A 19236-nucleotide genomic window follows, 5' to 3' on the forward strand; every position below is an offset into this window, starting at 1 on the left:
CCGATCATCGTTCGTGCCTGGCAATGAAGGCTTCCACAGTGTCATGCAGTAGTGCGGGCTTCTCGAGGAAGATGAAGTGGCCACCGTCCAGGGTGGCAAATTCCGCTCCCGGAATCCGCGCTGCAAGCTCAGCAGAGAAGTACGGCGGGGCGCAGAAGTCGCGTTCGCCCACCAGTACCAGCGTCGGCGTCGTGATCGATGGAAGATCATCGAAGGCATCGTGCCCTACGATCATGTTGATCCGGGCAAAGCCGATCTCCGGGTCGAAGGTGCCAGCCGATGCGGCGTTCACCCACGCCTGCACCTGCTCCGGGTGCTCGCGACTGAATTTCGGGTCGAACAGGAAAAGTGCGTTCGCCTCGGTGGACGCGCGCAGGCCGGAATCGGTCAGCATGCGTCGCCGCATATCGAACTGGCGGCGGTAGAACGCGTCCGCGCGAGCAATCGAAGAAACAATGGTCGCGCTGCGCAATCGTTCGCGGTGATTGATCGCCAGCAGCTGCGCGATGGCGCCTCCGGTCGAGGACCCGACCACATGGACCGGTCCACACCCGACTGCCTCGATGACCCGCGCCATGTCCCGCGCGTGTTGCGTAATCGTCATGTCGCGCGCGGTGCGCTCGGACTGACCGGTGCCGCGGTGATCCGGCACGATCACCTGGTGATGCCCGGCGAACAGGTCGATCTGTGGCCCCCAGGATGCCCCCACTCCCGCAAGCCCCGCCAGGAGAAGCACGGGCGAACCCTGGCCCTTGACCTCGTAGTGGATCGAAACACCGTCGGACGTTACGAATGGCATTTTGCGTCTCCGGGTTCAGAGCGAGGCGAAGAAGCGGCCGAACGCGTTGACCTGGCGGGATCACGAGCGGTTCATAGGGCGTCGTCCGGCTGCGTGTTCACCAGAAGCCAAGCACCTTCCACCAGACGCTCCCGACCACGGCGAAGATCAGCAGCTCCACCACGCACATCACAAAGCCGACGCGCCACCAGGTTCCCATCGTGACAAAGCCGCTGCCGAAGATGATCGGCGAGGTGCCTGTCGCATAGTGGGTCAGCGTCATCATGATCGCCGAGCCGGCCGCCATAAGCAGCATGAACGGCACCACATACTCTGGCGGCAGCAGATGGACTCCGACCGTCAGGAAGGCGAGCATCATCGCACTGATATGCGCGGTCGTGCTGGCGAACAGGTAGTGCGAGAACACGAAGACCGCCACCAGGATCGCAGCCGTGCCACCCCAGCCGATGCCACTGGCCACGATCGCGTCGCTCATGCCCTTCGAGAACCACCCGATCACACCCTGCTTGTTCAGTTGCTCGGCCAGCATGATCAGCGCACCAAACCATATCAGCGTGTCCCAGGCGCTCTTCTCGGACAGCACGTCGTCCCAGTCGAGGGTGCCAGTGATGATCAGCACGAACAGGCCGACCAAGGCGACCACCGTCGGGTCCAGCGTGAGCGAAGGACCGAACACCATCGCCGGAACGTTGGCCCATAGCAGCAGCAGCAGCGCGAAGGTGAATATCATGACCATTTCCTTCGGCGACACTGGACCCATCTTCGCCATTTCGGCGTGCGCATACTCCACCGCATTGGGTGTGGCCTTGAGCTGCGGCGGCGACAACACAAAGATCACCAGCGGCATCACCAGCATGCATAGCAGGCCGGGCACCAACATGCAAAGTGCCCAGCTCGTCCAGCTCAGATGCAGACTCTGGTTGGTCGCCTTGGCGACGTAGTCCACCACCAGCGGATTCGGGGCGGTGGCGGTCACGAACATCGCCGAGGAGATAGGATTGGCGTGATAGTTGACCAACGCCAGGTAGGTGCCGACCTTGCCCTCCGTGCCCTTGGCCGGGTCCGAGTCGAATGCATTGGCGATCGACTTCATGATCGGATGCACGATGCCGCCACCGCGCGCGGTATTGCTCGGTGTGAAGGGCGCCAGCACCAGCTCGCAGGTGGCCAGGCCATAGCCGATGCCTATCGTTCGTTTCCCCATCAGGGCGATGAACATCAGGCCGATACGGGTGCCCAGGCCGGTCTTCTTCACGCCGCGGGAGATCAGGATGGCCACCACGATCAGCCAGATCAGCGGGCTGTCGAAGGCGGTCAGCGCATCGGCGATCGCCCCCTTGGACGAGGTCGAGGTCACCTGCGACAACGAGAGGACCACGATGGCCATCATCGCCATCACCCCGATCGGCATGACCTTCAGGATGATCGCAACGATTGTGGTCAGGAAGATGGCAACCAGGCCCCAAGCCTTGGGCGTGAGCCCCTCTGGCACAGGCAGCAGCAGCAGGGTGATCAGCACCACCGTCGTGATCAGGGCGGGGCCCAGCCGGAATGGGACCACGCTATTGAAGTAGAGGAACGCCGCTTTCAGTTTGGTGAGCATCTTGCGATCCTTCCCAGAAGAGTTGATGGCGGCAATGGCCCCGCCCAGGCCCCAATGGCGGCGGTGTCCAGCAAGGCCTGGATGCGGCGCCCCCTTCGCAATGACCTCCCTTGTGCTAAGGTTTATATGACCTTTTCTGTGGAAATGCCAGTGTGGCGCTGACGACGCCGGGCAAAAGAGGCGACGCGATGGGACTGGTACGCTTGAGCATTGAAGGACGCTCGGTTGAAGCACCGGCAAACTGCTCCATCCTGCAGGCCTTCCTGCATGCGGGGGAAACGCTTGTCGAAGGCGTCGGCTGCATGGGCCAGGGGGTGTGCGGCTCATGCCGCGTCATGGTGCGGCGCAACGGCGAGCAGGATGTCAAGACTGCGCTCGCCTGCGAAACGCTGGTCGAAGATGGCATGCAGGTCGCGTTCCTGGATTACTTCACTGCGTCGGAGCGGCACGTCTATCGCATCGAGGAGATCGGCGACAGCTGGGATGCTTTGCAAACAATCTCTGAAGTGTTCCCGGAAGCTGCCCATTGCCGTCACTGCAGCGGATGCGATCGGGCCTGTCCGAAGGGACTCGATGTTCAGGAGGGCGTGAGGTTCGCGGTGGAGGGCAAGCTGACCGCCTCGGGCCAGGTGTTCGACGAATGCGTCATGTGCAATCTCTGCACGCTGGCCTGCCCCGAGCATATCCGGCCCAACCATCTCGGCCTGTTTGTGCGGCGGATAATCGCGGCGCAGACACTGCGGCCGGCCAATCTCATGCTGCGCCTGCAGCAGATCGAGAGCGGCGCGATGACGATTGACTTTGACGCACCCGGCGCGCAGCCGCCGCGCTGACGGGACGAACCATCATGCCAGCTGGCATCCCCTACGAAGAGGCGCGCAAGCGCTACCGTCCAGGTGTGGCGCCGGCGGTGCGCGGCGATGACACCTCCATCGAAGCACTGCTAAAGGCCTACCACCCCGACCACGGGTCCAATGCGCGCGTTGCGCTGAGCGTCGGCGTCAACCGCGGCGAGCCTTGTCAGCCGGATCTCGCCCGCTATCTGCAAGCCAATGCGCTGATCGACGACGTCGACATTGCCGGGGCGCAACTCGTGTCCACCGATGTGCTGATCATTGGCGGGGGCGGTGGCGGCTGCGCGGCGGCGCTGACCGCGGCCAGGCAAGGCGCGCAGGTGATTCTCGCCACCAAGCTGCGCCTCGGTGACAGCAACACCGTGATGGCTGAAGGCGGGATCCAGGCGGCCATCGGCGAGGACGACAGTCCCCAGTTGCACTTCGAGGATACCTTGCGCGCCGGGCACTTCTGCGGCGAGCCCGAGCTGGTCGCGCAGATGGTGATGGATGGGCCCGACGTGATCCGATGGCTGATCCGGCTGGGCATGATGTTCGACCAGGAGGAAGACCGGCCCCTCGGCGGCAATCTCCTGCGCAAGAAGCCAGGGGGGGCATCGGCCGCGCGCATTCTCTCCTACCGGGACTATACCGGCCTGGAAATGATGCGCGTGCTGCGCGAGGCGGTGGACCTCGAGGCCGGCATCGCGGTGTGGAACCGCTGCCCCGCAGTCGAGTTGCTGTCCGACGAGCGGGGGCGCTGCGCCGGGGCGGTGATCTACAACCTCGAATGGCGCACCTTTATGCTGGTGCGAGCGCGCGCCGTGATTCTCGCCACCGGCGGGGCGGGGCGCCTGCACCTGAATGCCTTCCCGACGTCCAACCATTACGGGGCTACCGCAGACGGCCTGGTGCTGGCCTATCGGATCGGGGCGCGCCTGCGCGAGCTGGATTCGTTTCAATACCATCCCACCGGCATCGCCTACCCGCCGCACCTGGCGGGCGGCCTGATCTCGGAAGCCGCCCGCTCGGCCGGCGCGAAGCTGATCAACGGCGAGGGCGAGCGTTTCGTCGATGAACTCAAGCCGCGGGACATCGTGGCCTCGGCAATCCTGCGCGAATGCGCGCAGGGGCGCGGCATCGAGCGGGGTGGCCAGGTCGGTGTCTTCCTCGACACGCCGACGCTGGAAATGGAGAACCCCGGCATCCTGGCCAAGCGGCTCGTGACGCTGCGCCATCTTGCCGACAAGTGCGGCCAGGATGCGTCCCAGGAGCCTTTCCTTGTCTACCCGACCCTGCACTACCAGAACGGCGGCGTTGCCATTGACAAGGAGGGCGCGACCAGCGTGCAAGGGCTCTATTGCGTTGGCGAGGTCACGGGCGGCATTCATGGGCGCAACCGGCTGATGGGCAACGCGTTGCTCGATATCCTGAGCATGGGCCGGCGCGCCGGTGCCAGCGCGGCGCAAGCCGGGCGCAGCGCCATCGCCGCACGCGCCGGCATCGGCCACGTGCACGCCTGGCAGCGGGAATTGACGCTGGCCGGGCTGCCCCTGCATGTCAAGGCACCGCAGCTCTTCCCCGGCTACGCAAATTTCGATCTGCGCGTCGACGCAGGGTTGCACTCCGGCGCGTGGGGGCGGGCGGTCGGCGGCACCCGGTAAGCGGGGCACGGAGCGCGCGATGGAACAGTTCAATCAGGTTCTGCTCAACGAGGACATCCGGGTCGGCGCCGACCTCGATGCGTGGTTGGCACGCGGCGGCGGAGAGGGGCTGGCCCGGGCGCTGCGCGAGCCGGCCGTGGTCATTGCCGAGATCGAGCAGGCGGACTTGCGCGGGATGGGCGGCGCCGGTTTCGCGACGCATCGCAAATGGGCACCGGTGGCTGCCGCGGCGGCCGGCGACAAGTACATCATCTGCAATGGCAACGAAGACGAGCCGGGAACGTTCAAGGACCGCTTCCTGCTTGAGCACACGCCGCACCAGGTGATCGAGGGCGCGCTGATCGCCGCGGCGGCCACTCGCGCCAACCATGTCGTGCTGTATGTCAATCCCCATCAGCCGCTGTCGCTGGCGCGGACGCGCGAGGCGGTGCAGCAATGGCAGGCACACCCGCAGTTCGCCGAGCTGGCCGGGCTGGTCGGCGGACCGGTGTCGCTTCGCGTCCTACCCAGCTCAGGCTTGTATATCGGCGGCGAGGAAACCGCGGTCATCGCGAGCGTCGAGGGCGGGTTCCCGTTTCCGCGCCGCAAGCCGCCATTTCCCGCCGAGCATGGCGTGCATGGCGCGCCGACCGTCGTCAACAACACCGAGACGCTGGCCCACGTCCCGGGCATCCTGCGCAACGGTGCCCAATGGTATCGCGGCCTCGGCATCGGCCATGCCTCGGGAACCAAGCTGTATTCGCTCTCGGGCGATGTCTTGCGGCCTGGCCTGTATGAGCTGCCGATGGGCACGAGCCTTGAGACCCTGGTGTTCCGACATGGCGGCGGGATGCTCCAGGGCAAGGAGTTCAAGGCGGTCTTCACGGGCGGGCCCTCCAATATGCTGCTGACCAAGCGCGATCTCGATGTGGCGCTGGACTTCGACTCCGTGCGGCAACGGCGTTCGCGGCTGGGAACCGGTGCGATGATCGTGGTGTCGGAAGGGACCAGCATCGTCCGCAAGGTGGCAGAGTACGTCAGCTTCTTCGCCCAGGGCTCATGCGGCCAGTGCCCGCCGTGCAAGGGCGGGACCTTCCAGTTGATGCGCCTGCTGAACCGGATCGATACGGGCCGCGGCGTGCGTGCGGACCTGGAATCGTTGGAGAACCTGTGCCGCATCCTTCCCGGCAGCGGGCGCTGCGGCCTGATCGACGGCGCCGTGACGGTGGTGGACAGTTCCCTCCATCAGTTCCGGGAAGAATACGAGGCGCTCCTGATGGCATAGGGCCAGCATCGAACATCCGGTTTGCGAGGCGCCGCGCCATGCGTGCGCGCTGCCGCGCAGCGATGTCTTGGCGTCTTGTAGGTTCGCCGAACGGCGGCCAGGTGGCTTTTCCAATGGATGCGATGGGCGAGATCACGGAGCCAACCATGCACTACTTTGCACCTTATGCGCTGTGCTTGTCGATGGCTTTGGTCGGGGCATGCGGCAACCGCGAGCAGCCGCCACCCCCGGCAAGCGGTAAAACACCCGTCGCCGCCGGCAGTGAAGCGGTTGCCATTCCGCCACCCCAGCGAGCCGATGATATGCCGCAGCAGGCTGGACCTGGCCGCTATCAGATCGTGAGTCAATCCCAGGTCCGCGCAGGCCCCTTCTTGCTCGACACGCAGACGGGTCGCATCTGGCAGTTGCGGGAATTCCCCGGACTCGAAGGCGCGCCGAGTGCGTGGCGCGAGATGACGATCATCGATGACAGGGGCGCAATGGGGATCACGACGGCACAGTTCCAGAAGCTCTATCCGCCGCGGCATGCTGCGCCGCGGCGGCGGTAGCGGGCGTGCCCTGATGCCAATGTCGCCGACGGCAGTCTTTAGCGCGGCAGGAAGAAGAAGGTGAGGGCGAGGGCAAAATACACGATCAGGAGCTGCGTGCCCTTGAACCAGTCGGCGTGCCCGTCGCTCGCCATTTGCGCCGTGACCAGCACGGACAGGACTACCATCAGGACCAGGGCGGGACGAAAGGCCAGGTCCATCGGGGCCGGACCGAGAAAGTGGCTCGTCAGTACCAGCACCGGCGCGACAAACAGTGCCACCTGGACGCTCGAGCCGACCGCAATGGAAAACGACAGGTCCATGCGATTTCTCATGGCTGCGGTAATGGCCGATGCATGCTCGGCCGCATTTCCGAGGATCGCCACCACAAAGGCACCGACGAATATGTCGCTGAGGGCGTAGTCGCGCATCATGGGGCCGAGCGCACCCACCATGATCTCGCTCATCCACGCCGTCCCTACGGTGGCTGCCGCCAGTATCGCTATCGCCCGCGCTACGGACGAGGAGGGCTGGTCCTCCACGCCTTCCCGGGCAACCGCCTTGGCTTCGTATGCGCCGCGGAACAGCGCGGGGTGAGTGACCAGCGAGAACACCAGGTACAACGCATAGACGACCAGAAGCGCGATGGAAATCCAGGCGCTGAGCCGGTACAGCACGGCTGTCGTGCTGCCTTCTACCGCTTCAAAGCTGGCAGGCAGGATCAGCGCGATCGCCGACAGTATGAGCATGGTCGCCTGGGAACGCGCGCCGCGCGGGTTGAAGCTTTGCTCGGGATAGCGAATGCCGCCTGCGAGCATCGCGGCGCCAAACACCAGCAGCATATTTCCGACAATGGAACCGACGATGGAGGCTTCCACCACCTGATGGAGGCCGGCACGCAAGGCGACAAGTGCGATGATAAGTTCAGCCGCATTGCCGAATGTCGCATTGAGCAGTCCCCCGACCGCCTCGCCCATGCGCTCCGCGAGTTGCTCGGTGGCATGGCTCATCCGTCCGGCAAGCGGCAGGATGGCCAGGGAGGAAGCGATAAAGATCAGGAGGTGGTGATCGGAAGCAAGGAATTCCAGGGCGATTGCGATCGGCACAAAGATCAGAAGCAAATTCATCCACATGGATTGCCTCCTGCTTCCGGTGATGACAGCTCGTCCTCGAACAGTCCTTTTATCTCCCACCGGGGTTGCAGGCAAGAGACAAGACAGCTTGGTACAGCCGCGGGTAGTTCGATCAGGCCGATGGACTCACCTGATCGGTTGCCCGATGGCAAGGAGGTTGCCCTCGCTGTCTCTGAACCAGGCACCTTTCTCGCCTATGCCACCCTTGGACGGGTAGTTCCCCTGGACCTCGGCGATCCCATTGATGGTCTTGAGGCCGGGAAGATCGTATTCTTCGAACACGACTCCCAGGTGCCGCAGTTCGCTAACGGTTGCCTGGATGTCATCGACCTCCCAGGCCATTTGTGTGTGAGTGCCGGAGGCCGAGCCAGCCGACTCGAAAAGTACGAAGTAGCTGTTGCCGCACTTGTAGCGCAGGCCGCCGGGCCGTTCCTCGACTGGCTCAAGCCCGAGCTTGCTCGAGTAGAAGGATCTCGCTCGTGTGAGGTCTTGCGCAGGAATCCTGGCCGCGACGTTACCGTTCTGAAGCATGGGGAAATCCTCCTGAACAAGGCTGGACCGCTGAAATGCAATATGTCTAGCATAGGCGTGCGGCGGGCCCTAAAGAAAGAGGTGGCAGCATGACGGTACTGGTTTTGGGATTGCTCATTTTTCTGGGTGCGCACTCGGTACGCATGGTGGCTGACCCATGGCGCACCGCGCAGGTTGCCAGGCTCGGCCCCCGTCGCTGGAAAGGCTTGTACACCCTGGTTTCGATTGCCGGCCTGGCGCTGGTTGTATGGGGCTACGGCCTGGCCAGCGCGCATCCTGTGCTGGTCTGGACGCCGCCGGTATGGGGGCGGTACGTTGCCGCATTACTCACGGTCCCGGCCTTTGTGCTGATTGCGGCGGCATATGTGCCTCGCAACCGCATCAAGGCTGCGCTTGGTCATCCGATGCTGGCAGGCGTGCAGGCCTGGGCCCTGGGGCACCTGCTTGCCAACGGAACACTCGCCGCAGTGGTGCTGTTTGGCGCGTTCCTGGCGTGGGCGGTGGCGGACTTCGTGTCAGCGCGCCGGCGGGACCGGGAAGCGGGAACCAGCTACCCGACCGGGACACCTGCGCGCGATGCGATGGTGGCGGTCGTCGGGCTGGCAGGCTGGGCGCTGTTCGGATTCGTGCTTCATGAATGGATGACCGGCGTGCGGGCGTTCGGGTAAGCGAAAGAATCTGGCGGTTAGCACATGGATATGTCGGGCAGCGCCTCAGCCCGGCAGCGCGAAGGGATTGAATCCGGTGCGTTGATAGCCCTCCGCCGTCACCGCATCATCCAGGGCCAGGGTGGCAAGGTCATCGGCCACGGCCTCGGCCTGCGGGTCGCGTTCCAGTGAGATGACTTTCAGATAGCCGTGGCACACTCCGCAGCTTTCGGCGCGCACCGTGGCTTCGGCGGTGTCGAAGCTGAGGTAGTCAAGCTCCGAGGCTGTGCCGCAGTTGGTGCATTTCGCCCGCACCATGTGCCACTGGCTCTCGCAGAGCGCGCAATGCAGATAGCGCATGCCCTGGCTGTCGCCGATCAGGATCAGGCTTGCCACGGGGGCAGTGCCGCAGACCGGGCAGCACGCGTGCTCGGCCGGGCCGCTGTCGGGCACGGGCGCCGCCCGCGCGGCGCTGGCACATTGCAGCGAGAGCGCAGCCCAGAGGAAGGGCGCGATTGCCGCCGGCACCGCATCAAAGCGGCCCTCGGTCAGCGCCTGGGCAGCATCAAGGCGCGCATCCGCAGGGAGGGCGCGCAGCGCCGCAAGATGCGGGGCGACCGGGGCGGGAGCATCGTGCTTGAGCCGCTCGATCAACCGATCAAGCAGGGCGCCCCAATTCCCCTCCCGCGGGATGGCCCTGGCGTCTGCCGGGCCGGGCCCACCGGCCTCGGGCACCAGCGACGCCTGCACCTCGGCCACGCGGGCGGCCAGGCGCAGATAATCGGCAAGGTCGTGCCCGTCGGCCAGCGCGCGCAGGCGCGCGGCGCGGCGGCTGTAAAGACCGGCAAGGTCCGGCTGGATCAGCGGCATGAAATGCCGCGAGGCCTCGTCCGATGGCGGTATTCCCGGCGTTGTCTGATGCTGGTTCATGCCTCGTTCCCCTTCGCTTCCGCCGCTTTCGACTGATTCGACTCCTTCGCCTTCAACTCGCCATACCAGCGGTCATGGTGCTGCCTGGCCCAGGCGCGCGAGACGTAGCCCGTCACCATGCCCGTGATCGAGCCGCGCACCCAGATTGCCAGATAGATGTGGCCCACGATCAGCAGGATCAGGCCGATCCCTGCGACGGAATGGGCCAGGATCGCCAGACGGAGCACGGGGATCGGGAAGTACTCGGCGAAATAGGCACGCCACATGATCAGCCCGGAGATCAGCAGGGCCAGGATTGAAGCCATGATTAGCCAGAACAGCACCTTCTGGCCGGCGTTGTATTTGCCGATCTGCAGCGGTTCGCCGCCATGCTGGTTCAGCAGCACTTCCCTGGCGCGGCGGAACCAGATCGCGTCGGTGCACGCGGGCATGTTGTAGCCCACGAAGCGCCAGCCCATGTAGCAAAGCCCGACGAAGACCGCGATGCCCAGGAACGGGTGGAGCAGCCGCGCCATCTGCGGCGTGCCAAGGAAGCCGCTCAGCCAGCTCACCGTCGGGAAGAACCACGAGATTCCCGAAACCGCCGCGAGGAAGAAGCAGAGCACGATCGCCCAGTGACACAGCCGCTCGGCGAATTTCGTGCGCAGGATCATGTCGTTGTTGGTCGCCATTCCCGGTCTCCGCTTATGCCGCGCCGTCAGTCGGGGCGTCGTGGTCGTCTGTTTCGGTGGTGTTGGGGCCGACCGCCATGAAATGTGCCGCCATGCCCACGACTGCCGCCGCGCCGGCGAAAGCGGCGACGGGTTTCAGGCCATCCTTCCAGCCCGAGACCACCGAGCTGATCTCCGGGTCCTTCGGCAAGCCCGCGTAACGCTTCGGGTCGTCGGCATGCTGCAGCACATACATCACGTGGGTGCCACCGACCCCCGCCGGGTCATACAGGCCGGCCTTGGCATAGCCGCGCTCGTTCAACTCGGCCACGCGCTCGGCGGCGAGGGATTGCATCTCTGCCTTCGAGCCGAAGGCGATGGCGCCGGTCGGGCAGGTCTTGACACAGGCAGGCTCCTGCCCGACCGAGACGCGGTCCGAGCACAGCGTGCACTTGTAGGCCTTGTTGTCCATCTTGGAAATACGCGGCACGTCGAAGGGGCAGCCCGCAACGCAATAGCCGCAGCCGATGCACAGGTCGGACTGGAAGTCGACGATGCCGTTGGCATACTGGACGATGGCGCCGGGCGCCGGGCAGGCTTTCAGGCATCCGGGATCTTCGCAATGCATGCAGCCGTCCTTGCGGATCAGCCATTCCAGCTTGCCCGCCTGGTCCTCATGCTCGGTGAAGCGCATCAGGGTCCAGGTGTTGGGCGACAGGTCGCGCGGATTGTCGTAGACGCCGACATTCTCCTGGACGTCGCCGCGCAGGTCGTTCCATTCATTGCAGGCGACCTGGCACGCCTTGCAGCCGATGCAGATCGACACGTCGATCAGCTTGGCCACTTCCATCTGATGGTCGCGGATGCGAGGGGCGGGTGTCAGCTCCGACGAGGCCGAGCGACGGATGATGTTTTGCGAGTTCATGCCTGGGCTCCCGCCACTTTTTCAATGTTTACGAGAAATGCCTTGAATTCCGGCGTTTGCGAATTGGCGTCGCCGACACCCGGCGCAAGCGTATTGGCGAGATAGCCCTTGCGGGTCGCCCCCTCGAAGCCCCAATGGCAGGGGATGCCGATCTGATCGACCGCCTGCCCGGCCACCTGGAGCGTGCGCATGCGCTTGGTCACCACGGCCTTGGCCGTGATATGTCCGCGCTTGGTCGTGATCTTCACCGTGTCGCCATGGGCGATGCCCTTGTCCGCGGCCAGCTTCTCGCCAATCTCGACGAATTGCTCGGGCTGGAGCATGGCGTTCAGGTGCGAGTGCTTGGTCCAGTGGCGGAACAGTTCCGTAATCGAATAGGTCGTGGCGACATAGGGGAACTCGGTGCGGTTGCCCATCCGCTGCGCGTCGTTCTGGAAGATGCGGGCGGTCGGGTTGTGGGTGACCTTTCCGTGCAGGGGGTTCTTGGCGATCGGGCTCTCGACCGGCTCGTAGTGCTCGGGGAACGGGCCGTCGATCATGCCGCCGACGGAGAACAGGCGCCCCACGCCTTCGGGCAGCATGATGAAGGGTCCGACGGGCGTGCCAGGCGCCGCAGTGAGCGGAAAGTCGGGCACGTCCGCGCCCACCCATTTCTCGCCGTTCCAATGCAGGATCTGGCGCTTGGGGTCCCAGGGGTTGCCCATCTCGTCCATCGACGCGCGGTTGTAGAGGATGCGGCGGTTCGCCGGCCAGGACCAGGCCCAGCCCGGCGTGTTCCCCAGGCCGGTGTCGGTGTTGTCGCGCCTGGCCATCTGGTTGCCCGCCTCGGTCCAGGAGCCGGCGAAGATCCAGCAGTAGCTTGAGGTCGTGCCGTCGTCGCGCAGTTGCGCGAACGAATCCAGCAGCTGGCCCTTGCGCAGGATCTTCTTTCCGGTCTCGTCGAACACGTCTGCCAACGCGTAGCCGTTGGCTTCCTTGGCCATTTCCTCGGGATGGGGGCTGTGGGGATCGTGATAGGTCGCCTCGTCCCAGGTCATGTGCAAAACCTGTTCCGGGCAGGCGCCGCCTTCCTTCTCGTAGAGCCGCCGCAGCTCCATCATGATGCCGCCGAGGATGGCCGGATCATGCCGCGCCTCGCCCGGCGGCTGCTGGCCCGCGTAGTGCCATTGCAGCCAACGGCCCGAGTTCACGACGGTCCCGTCTTCCTCGGCAAAGCAGCTCGACGGCAGCCGGAAGACTTCGGTCATGATCTCTTCGGTCTTGACGTCGTTGAACTTGCCTTCGTTGCGCCAGAAGTTGGAGGTCTCGGTCACCAGCGGGTCGATGACCACCAGGAACTTCAGTTTCGACAGCGCGGCCGAGGACTTGTTCTTGTCAGGCATCGCCGCCAGCGGGTTGAACCCCTGGACCACATAGCCGTTGACCTTGCCCTCGTACATCAGGTCGAAATAGGCCAGCATGTCGTAGCTGCGATCCCATTTCGGCAACAGGTCGAAGGCCCAGTTGTTTTCCGCCGTGGCATGCTTGCCGAACAGGTTCTTCTGCAGCGAGACGAAGAAATTGGGCAGGTTCTTCCAGTAGTTCACCTGATCAGGCACCACGGCTTTCGGCGTGGCATCGGCCAGGTATTGCTTCAGCGTCTGCTGCCTGTCGGTAGGCAGGTCCATGTAGCCCGGCAGCCGCAGCGACAGTAGACCAAGGTCGGTATAGCCCTGGATGTTGGAGTGTCCGCGCAGCGCGTTCACGCCGCCGCCGGACATGCCGACATTGCCCAGCAGCAGCTGGATCATCGCCGCGCCGCGAATGATCTGTGCGCCGCCGGTGTGGTGCGTCCAGCCAAGCGCGTAAAGCCAGGTCAGTGTTTTGTCCCTGGCCGAGCACGAACCGACGATCTCGGCGATCTGCAGGAAGTCGGCCTTCCTCACACCGGTGATCTCCTCGACCTTCTCGGGCGTGTAGCGTGAGACGTGCTGCTTCAGCAGGTTCAGCACGCAGCGCGGATGGCGCATCGAGGGATCGCGTTTCGCGTTCCCCGCCGCGTCGAGTTCATAGGCCCAGGAGGATTTGTCGTAGGCGAGCTTCTCGGGATTGAAGCCCGAGAACAGCCCTTCGTCGAAGCCGAAATCCTCGCGCACGATCAGCGGCGCGTTGGTGTACGCGCGCACATAGTCGTGCTGGATCTTGTCGTGCTGCAGAAGCCAGTTGACCATGCCCATCAGGAAGGCCGTGTCCGAGCCCGCCCGGATCGGCGAGAAGATATCGGCAACCGAGGCGGTGCGGTTGAAGCGCGGATCGATGACGATGACCTTGGCCTTGTTCCTGATCTTGGCCTCGATCACCCATTTGAAGCCGACCGGATGGGCCTCGGCCGGGTTGCCGCCCATGACGATGACGACATTGGCGTTCTTGATGTCCACCCAGTGGTTCGTCATCGCGCCGCGGCCGAAGGACGGCCCCAGTGCCGAAACCGTTGGCCCGTGGCACAGACGCGCCTGGCAGTCCAGCGCCAGCATGCCGAGCGAGCGGGCAAACTTGAAGTCGAGCACCCCGGTTTCGTTGGACGCCGCTGACGAGGCGAGCATGCCCGAACTCAGCCATCGGTTCACCAGCTGGCCCTTCTCGTTGCGCGCGATGAAGTTCTTGTCGCGGTCGTCTTTCAGCAGGCGGGCGATGCGCCTGGTCGCATCGTCCCAGCTGATGCGCACCCACTCCTTCGACCCTGGCGCGCGGTATTCCGGATACTGCAGCCGGTTTTTCGAATGGACGATGTCCAGCAGGCCCGCGCCCTTTGGGCAGAGCGAACCACGGCTGACCGGGTGATCGGGATCGCCCTCGATGTGGAAGATGCGGGGCTTCGCATTCCTGGCGCCGTCACCCAGCGAATACATCAGGAGGCCGCACCCGACCGAGCAATAGGTGCAGTTGTTGCGCGTCTCTTTCGCACGCAGCAGCTTGTAGGGGCGCACGCCGGCAGGCGCCTGCGCCCGGGCTGTACCCAGGCCCAGGGCCGAGGCCGAGACGGCAACAGATCCAAAGCCAAGTATCTTGAGGAACTGTCGACGTCCGATATTGGTGGTGTAAGTCATCGTGGTCTCATCGTCATTTCTTCTTCCGCCCATCCCTGCTGCCAGGAGTGGGGGCGATCGCATTCGAGACCCGTAGCGTCATTTGGGCGCACGTATCCCCGGGCCGCCCGGATCGCGATCGATCACGGAGATGCCCCGTCCGGTACGTCCCTGAGGCGCACGCGCAAGAGGATGACCAACCACAAATGACGTCGCGTCGCCGGTCACGACGCGACGTCATCCGTGCCGGTTTCCCGCGCGCACGGCGCCACGAGCGGAGAAATGCCGCTCAGGTTCGAATGCAGATAAATTTGGATAAGCGATGAGAATGAGCCCGAAACGCCCTGCGGATTGCCCTGCAGATGCGCGGCCCCACCGGGGCACGACGTCGGGACGGGTATCGCTCGCTGAGGAGCGTAGCACGACCAGCCCATTACTCCAAATAGGGGAAAATCCCGTTCGGCGCGGGCAGCTTATGCCCAAGGGGGTCTTGCCATCCGAGTCATCGGCAGTATTGCTGCCGTGATCACGGCCATGAGAGTCGGCGCAACCGCATCGTCTGCCAAGTCAGGCCAAATCGCTGGCCGGGTTCCAGTGCGCCTGCCCATTGCGCTGCGGCGCAGCAGTGCCACCCCGTGGCCGTCCTGTGCCGGCAGCGATTCTCGTCACGCTTGACTTCCGTGCCGGGCGTTTCTACCAATGACATTGAACAGAACGGTAATTGGCCTGCGCCGCTGGCATCCGGCCTGCGCTGTGGGATTGAATGACCTTTACACTCCACAGGCTGGCGCGGCCAAAGGAGTGATCATGCAAGAGCAGACCTTTCGCGCCCTGCTGTACCGCTACTTTTTCTTCAGTTGGCTGTACCGGGACGCCAGCCAGGGCAACCGCGCTGAACGAGCCCTCGCCTGGCATTTCAACAAGGCGCGCGCGCATTGGCTGCTAACGTACATGCGGCGCTGGCTCTGGTGCGGTGTCTGCTGCTATGGGCTGGGTAGTGTGGTGGAACTTGTGCTGTCCGCGCCTGCGCTGTCCGCGCTCTTCTACGTGCCCGGCGCGCTCTGCGTACCGGTCAATGTTGTCATCGTGGTGCTCTGGATCGGCCTGAAGACGCTGCCCGGGCCGCTGTAAGCGGCGACCGGCTGCTCCTGCGCCCGGGCTGGCATCCGGCTGCGACGCCAGGAATGGCGCCAGCGGCACGACATCCCCCGGCTTCTTGACCCATCTGCCTTCGTCGCGGGGAGGGCGCCGATAGGCAACGGACGCGCCCGGCGACACGAGCCATATCACCCGCGGGGTCGGATGGTCGCCACCGCGAGACCCGCTCCGGCGAACGCGCACACAGCGGACACCAGCGCAACGGCGCGCAGCGCGTCGGTGATAGCTTCGGCTTCCGCCAGCGCCACGGGTGTCCGAGTCGGCAAATGGGCGTCGCCCGCTGCCGCCCCGGCTTGCGCGCCCGGCTCCAGCAACTGCCCGGTCCCGCGTGCGTCCCTGGGAACGTCCAGTTCATCGAGCCGCGCCGACAGCGCCGCTTGGTGCGACCACACGAACACGATGCCGAGCACCGCAATTGCCAGCAGGCTCGCCACACGCGCAACCGCATTGTTGATGCCGGATGCAACGCCTGCGTGGTCAGCCGGCACCGAGTCCATCACAATCGTCGTGAGTGGCGCGACGGTGATCGTCATGCCAAGCCCGAGCACGATGAGCGCAGGGAAGAATCCGGCCCAATAGCCGCCGCGCACGAACGGCAACGCCAGCATCAGGAACCCGATTCCGGCGACACCCGGGCCAGCGCTCAACAGGATGCGCGAACCGAAGCGGCTCGTCAGGCCGCCGGTGAAGCGCGACAACAAGCCGATGATGACCGGCACCGGCAGCAGCGCCGCGCCCGCTTCGGTTGCGGTGTAGGCATGTGCGCGGATCAGCGTGAACGGCAGGAAGAACAGCGCGCCGCTCAGGCCGAAGTAGAGCAGCAGTGTGACGAGGTTGGCGCCGGTGAAATCGCGTGAGCGGAACACGTCGAGCGGCATCATGGGGTGACGGCTGTTCGCTTCGATCATCACGAATGCGACCAGCACGAACGCGCCGGCGCCGATCGCGCACAGGACAAGCGGATCTGCGAAACCGCGCGCAGACGCCTCGGTCAGACCATAGGTGAGGGCAGCGAGCCCCGCTGCGACGCTAAGCGCGCCGGGCCAGTCCAACTGTTGAGGCGCATCGAGCTTGTGGCTGTTCGGCACCGACGAAATCGCGAGCGCGATCGTCATCGCAGCAAGCGGGACGTTAAGGAAGAATATCGCGCGCCACGACAACATGTCGACGAGCCAGCCGCCCGCCACCGGCGCCGCCGCGGACGTGATCGCCCCGACGGCCGCCCAGGTGCCGATGGCCCGTCCGCGCGCTTCGCCTTCGTACACGGCGCCGATGATCGCGAGACTACTGGGTACGAAGAGTGCTGCACCAATGCCCTGCACAGCGCGCGCGGCGATCAGCGAATTCGCGTCCGGCGCGAACCCGCACGCGGCCGACGCCAGCGTGAAGACCCCGATGCCCGCAATGAACACCGTGCGGCGGCCGAGCTTGTCGCCCATCGATCCGCCCACCAGCACGAGGGACCCGAGAAAGAGCAGGTAGGCGTTAACGATCCACTGCATTGCCGCGACGCTCGCGCCGAGTTCGCTCTGAATGGCGGGTAGCGCGACATTGACGACGGAGCCGTCGATGAACGCCATGCTTGAGCCGAGGATCGTCGCGGCGAGTGCCAGACGCTTGCGCCGGCACGGGCGGTCGACCGCGGTGGGCTGCGAGCGGATGACGAGTTCGTCGCACGGGCTTGCTTGTGCAGCGACGACGTGCGCGGTCATTGGGTCGCTATCGGGAAGATCCGGGTGTAGGCGACCGTCAGTCTCCAACGGGCGAAAACTATCTTGGCTTGGCACCCGACCCGATGATGAGTTCAAGCTCTGCCTTGAAGCCTTCATCGGCGTCGAACTGCTTTAGGCATTCATAGACATCGTTCCAGGCCTTCAATCTCGCCGCGGCGTCGAGGTCCGCTACCACAGCCCGGTATGCCCCGGCGGCTTCCTGCATCAGTTGCAGAGCATCGGACGCGCTCGGCAAGACGAGCTGCGCTCGAACGTGCTGTGTTCTCACATCTCCAAAACCGCTGTCGTTCATCAGGCGTTCCATCACGCCATCGCCTCCCAGCGCGAAGATTCCAGGTTGTCCGGGCGCGGGAGGAGACTTGCCCGCGTGGCGTAGAAGGATCGCCATCGGCTGGGCCATAAAGGGATTCTTGGCCGGCGTCGTGAAGACCAGCGCCGCGAAACGCGCGCCAGGCTTGAGTGCGCGTTGGACAGCTTCCAATGCCTCGCTAGGTGACGGGAAAAGCATCAACCCCAATCGGCACATCGCCGCGTCGAACGGGGCCAGTGTCTCGTCCAATTCTTCTGCGGCGCATTCCAGCGTTTCGATATTCTGAAGACCGGCGCGAGCGGCATTTCGGCGGACATGCTCCAGCATGGTGCCCGATATATCACAGGCGACCACTTCGCCGCCGGCACCCACTCGCATTGCTGCCTGAATGCTCTGGCTGCCGGCACCGCAGGCCAGATCGAGAACGCGCATGCCCGGCCGGATACCGGCCATATCGATGAGCATGTCCGTGGCGCCCGAAAGATTGGTGGCGAACACATGCTCCCACTTCGCCCAGCCGGGTGCTGCCGACTCCCACGTATTGCGAAGATTGGATTTCACTCTGCTGTCGGTCATTTGGAGACTCCCTCAGGACCCGCCGCCGCCTGTACAGGAGCATTGTACGCAAGCGATCGTGGGGGCAGTGTTATGCAGCGCTCGTAAGTTGGCGGCTTCCGCGCAGAGGGTTACTTTCTGCGCACAATTGGAGGCTGCGCGAGTGAGTGACCGCCTTCCTGAACGGATCCAACGGTTGACTGGCCGTTTGATCGGGGCCGGCCTATGAAGCGAAACCGGGGCCGCAGCCGACGTCTGAACGTCCGACCGACGGTATGAGTGGAATGACGCCTCATGGCCGAGAGCTGCCTGTGTGCCTGTGTTTCCTCGGAGCCCGTGAGCCTGGATGGAGCGGGGCGCCCATAGTCGGGCACTGGCCCCGGGGTTGTCGTAGTGTCCGGCCATTATCGCAATGGCAATATCAGCGGCTCCGCTTTTAGCCCCGCTCCAATCGCGAGCGGGGCTTTCGGTCGTTCCCGGCTTCTAGCGGTCGCCATTTCTCACCGGCCCGGATCTTGTCCCTAACCGACCGAGGCCGTGTGGAAACGTCTCTCGAATCGCACTAATGCGCGTCTCCTCCGGGGCGTAGCCTGTCTTATCGAATTTTCGGCCAATCTGGTCATGGGACGACGCCGAAACGGGTGCGAACAGCGCCAATGAGCTCCTGAGGGCGATCTTCAGCCCATTTTTTAGGCGCAAATGGGTGCTTACGCACCCACCAGGCGCATTGCCNTCATTGTTTTCGAGAACCCGAGAATTCGAAGGACGCGCTTCAGGTTGTACGCCAGAACATGCAGGCTCATTTCAGTACCTACATTCGGTAGCGTGCGCGTCAGGAAGTGCGTGTAGCCCATCCAATGTTTGAAGGTTCCGAAGACATGCGGTTCGCCTGCGAACCGTCATTGCATC

The 19236-nt window shown here is 64.5% G+C and carries 16 protein-coding genes and 1 pseudogene; 6 read left to right on the plus strand and 11 right to left on the minus strand.

Features of this window, described 5'->3' with window-relative positions; all coding sequences use genetic code 11:
• Positions 1–4: 4 nt before the first annotated feature.
• Together A3A5_RS0127270 and A3A5_RS0127275 are read right to left on the minus strand one after the other, a co-directional pair.
• A complete protein-coding gene (locus A3A5_RS0127270; RefSeq protein ID WP_018313640.1) occupies positions 5–799 on the minus strand; it encodes an alpha/beta fold hydrolase in 795 nt (264 codons plus the stop codon).
• A 97-nt stretch (positions 800–896) separates the two neighbouring features.
• On the minus strand, positions 897–2402 hold the full coding sequence (locus A3A5_RS0127275) for a DASS family sodium-coupled anion symporter (protein WP_018313641.1): 1506 nt from the start codon (positions 2400–2402) through the stop codon (positions 897–899).
• Between the two features lie 194 nt (positions 2403–2596).
• On the opposite strand from A3A5_RS0127275, the gene A3A5_RS0127280 reads away from it, so the two are divergent.
• From A3A5_RS0127280 to A3A5_RS0127295, 4 genes are all read left to right on the plus strand, one after another.
• Complete coding sequence (locus A3A5_RS0127280) at positions 2597–3235, plus strand: 2Fe-2S iron-sulfur cluster-binding protein (protein WP_026201183.1); 639 nt, start codon at positions 2597–2599, stop codon at positions 3233–3235.
• 14 nt (positions 3236–3249) lie between these two features.
• Positions 3250–4899, plus strand: a complete 1650-nt coding sequence (locus A3A5_RS0127285) for an FAD-binding protein (RefSeq protein ID WP_018313643.1) — start codon at positions 3250–3252, stop codon at positions 4897–4899.
• A 19-nt stretch (positions 4900–4918) separates the two neighbouring features.
• Positions 4919–6163: an NADH-quinone oxidoreductase subunit F gene (locus A3A5_RS0127290; RefSeq protein ID WP_018313644.1), complete on the plus strand. Its 1245-nt coding sequence runs from the start codon at positions 4919–4921 to the stop codon at positions 6161–6163.
• Positions 6164–6309: 146 nt separating this feature from the next.
• A complete protein-coding gene (locus A3A5_RS0127295) occupies positions 6310–6711 on the plus strand; it encodes a hypothetical protein (RefSeq protein ID WP_026201184.1) in 402 nt (133 codons plus the stop codon).
• A gap of 38 nt (positions 6712–6749) precedes the next feature.
• Here the strand turns inward: A3A5_RS0127295 and cax are convergent, their stop codons facing one another.
• Both cax and A3A5_RS0127305 read right to left on the minus strand, forming a co-directional pair.
• Positions 6750–7823, minus strand: coding sequence for a calcium/proton exchanger (gene cax / locus A3A5_RS0127300; RefSeq protein ID WP_018313646.1), 1074 nt, complete (start codon positions 7821–7823; stop codon positions 6750–6752).
• 126 nt (positions 7824–7949) lie between these two features.
• The gene (locus A3A5_RS0127305) at positions 7950–8354 is read right to left on the minus strand and encodes a VOC family protein (protein ID WP_018313647.1); all 405 of its coding nucleotides are present in this window, start codon (positions 8352–8354) and stop codon (positions 7950–7952) included.
• Between the two features lie 89 nt (positions 8355–8443).
• Here A3A5_RS0127305 and A3A5_RS0127310 point away from each other — a divergent pair, with 89 nt between their 5' ends.
• The gene (locus tag A3A5_RS0127310; protein WP_026201185.1) at positions 8444–9022 is read left to right on the plus strand and encodes an NnrU family protein; all 579 of its coding nucleotides are present in this window, start codon (positions 8444–8446) and stop codon (positions 9020–9022) included.
• Between the two features lie 45 nt (positions 9023–9067).
• Here the strand turns inward: A3A5_RS0127310 and fdhE are convergent, their stop codons facing one another.
• The 4 genes from fdhE to fdnG are packed head-to-tail and all read right to left on the minus strand — an operon-like array spanning position 9068 to position 14592.
• Positions 9068–9931, minus strand: a complete 864-nt coding sequence (gene fdhE / locus A3A5_RS0127315; protein ID WP_026201186.1) for a formate dehydrogenase accessory protein FdhE — start codon at positions 9929–9931, stop codon at positions 9068–9070.
• The gene (locus tag A3A5_RS0127320; RefSeq protein WP_018313650.1) at positions 9928–10602 is read right to left on the minus strand and encodes a formate dehydrogenase subunit gamma; all 675 of its coding nucleotides are present in this window, start codon (positions 10600–10602) and stop codon (positions 9928–9930) included. Before A3A5_RS0127320 ends, fdhE begins: the two co-directional genes overlap by 4 nt.
• 13 nt (positions 10603–10615) lie before the next feature.
• Positions 10616–11506 (minus strand): formate dehydrogenase subunit beta, encoded by an 891-nt coding sequence (gene fdxH, locus A3A5_RS0127325; protein ID WP_018313651.1) that lies wholly within the window; start codon positions 11504–11506, stop codon positions 10616–10618.
• Entirely contained in the window at positions 11503–14592 is a 3090-nt protein-coding gene (gene fdnG, locus A3A5_RS0127330; RefSeq protein ID WP_018313652.1) for a formate dehydrogenase-N subunit alpha, read from the minus strand. The genes fdxH and fdnG overlap by 4 nt, the downstream gene beginning before the upstream one ends.
• Positions 14593–15378: 786 nt before the next feature.
• Between fdnG and A3A5_RS0127335 the strand changes: the two genes are divergently transcribed.
• Positions 15379–15702, plus strand: a complete 324-nt coding sequence (locus tag A3A5_RS0127335) for a hypothetical protein (protein WP_018313653.1) — start codon at positions 15379–15381, stop codon at positions 15700–15702.
• A 155-nt stretch (positions 15703–15857) separates the two neighbouring features.
• On the opposite strand, the gene A3A5_RS0127340 is transcribed toward A3A5_RS0127335, so the two are convergent.
• From A3A5_RS0127340 to A3A5_RS43635, 3 genes and pseudogenes are all read right to left on the minus strand, one after another.
• Entirely contained in the window at positions 15858–17441 is a 1584-nt protein-coding gene (locus tag A3A5_RS0127340; RefSeq protein ID WP_018313654.1) for an MFS transporter, read from the minus strand.
• A gap of 58 nt (positions 17442–17499) precedes the next feature.
• Positions 17500–18348 (minus strand): class I SAM-dependent methyltransferase, encoded by an 849-nt coding sequence (locus tag A3A5_RS0127345; RefSeq protein WP_018313655.1) that lies wholly within the window; start codon positions 18346–18348, stop codon positions 17500–17502.
• A gap of 686 nt (positions 18349–19034) precedes the next feature.
• A pseudogene (locus A3A5_RS43635) lies at positions 19035–19236 on the minus strand (IS5/IS1182 family transposase); the annotation flags it as partial.

Origin of the sequence: Cupriavidus sp. UYPR2.512, from assembly GCF_000379565.1 — a bacterium.
GTDB lineage: Bacteria > Pseudomonadota > Gammaproteobacteria > Burkholderiales > Burkholderiaceae > Cupriavidus.

Coding starts and splice junctions, on each gene's coding strand:
- fdxH (WP_018313651.1), bottom strand. CDS start 11,506: ATGAACTCGCAAAACATCATCCGTCGCTCGGCCTCGTCGGAGCTGACA.
- A3A5_RS0127295 (WP_026201184.1), top strand. CDS start 6,310: ATGCACTACTTTGCACCTTATGCGCTGTGCTTGTCGATGGCTTTGGTC.
- A3A5_RS0127310 (WP_026201185.1), top strand. CDS start 8,444: ATGACGGTACTGGTTTTGGGATTGCTCATTTTTCTGGGTGCGCACTCG.
- fdnG (WP_018313652.1), bottom strand. CDS start 14,592: ATGACTTACACCACCAATATCGGACGTCGACAGTTCCTCAAGATACTT.
- A3A5_RS0127285 (WP_018313643.1), top strand. CDS start 3,250: ATGCCAGCTGGCATCCCCTACGAAGAGGCGCGCAAGCGCTACCGTCCA.
- A3A5_RS0127345 (WP_018313655.1), bottom strand. CDS start 18,348: ATGACCGACAGCAGAGTGAAATCCAATCTTCGCAATACGTGGGAGTCG.
- cax (WP_018313646.1), bottom strand. CDS start 7,823: ATGTGGATGAATTTGCTTCTGATCTTTGTGCCGATCGCAATCGCCCTG.
- fdhE (WP_026201186.1), bottom strand. CDS start 9,931: ATGAACCAGCATCAGACAACGCCGGGAATACCGCCATCGGACGAGGCC.
- A3A5_RS0127335 (WP_018313653.1), top strand. CDS start 15,379: ATGCAAGAGCAGACCTTTCGCGCCCTGCTGTACCGCTACTTTTTCTTC.
- A3A5_RS0127340 (WP_018313654.1), bottom strand. CDS start 17,441: ATGACCGCGCACGTCGTCGCTGCACAAGCAAGCCCGTGCGACGAACTC.
- A3A5_RS0127320 (WP_018313650.1), bottom strand. CDS start 10,602: ATGGCGACCAACAACGACATGATCCTGCGCACGAAATTCGCCGAGCGG.
- A3A5_RS0127275 (WP_018313641.1), bottom strand. CDS start 2,402: ATGCTCACCAAACTGAAAGCGGCGTTCCTCTACTTCAATAGCGTGGTC.
- A3A5_RS0127305 (WP_018313647.1), bottom strand. CDS start 8,354: ATGCTTCAGAACGGTAACGTCGCGGCCAGGATTCCTGCGCAAGACCTC.
- A3A5_RS0127270 (WP_018313640.1), bottom strand. CDS start 799: ATGCCATTCGTAACGTCCGACGGTGTTTCGATCCACTACGAGGTCAAG.
- A3A5_RS0127290 (WP_018313644.1), top strand. CDS start 4,919: ATGGAACAGTTCAATCAGGTTCTGCTCAACGAGGACATCCGGGTCGGC.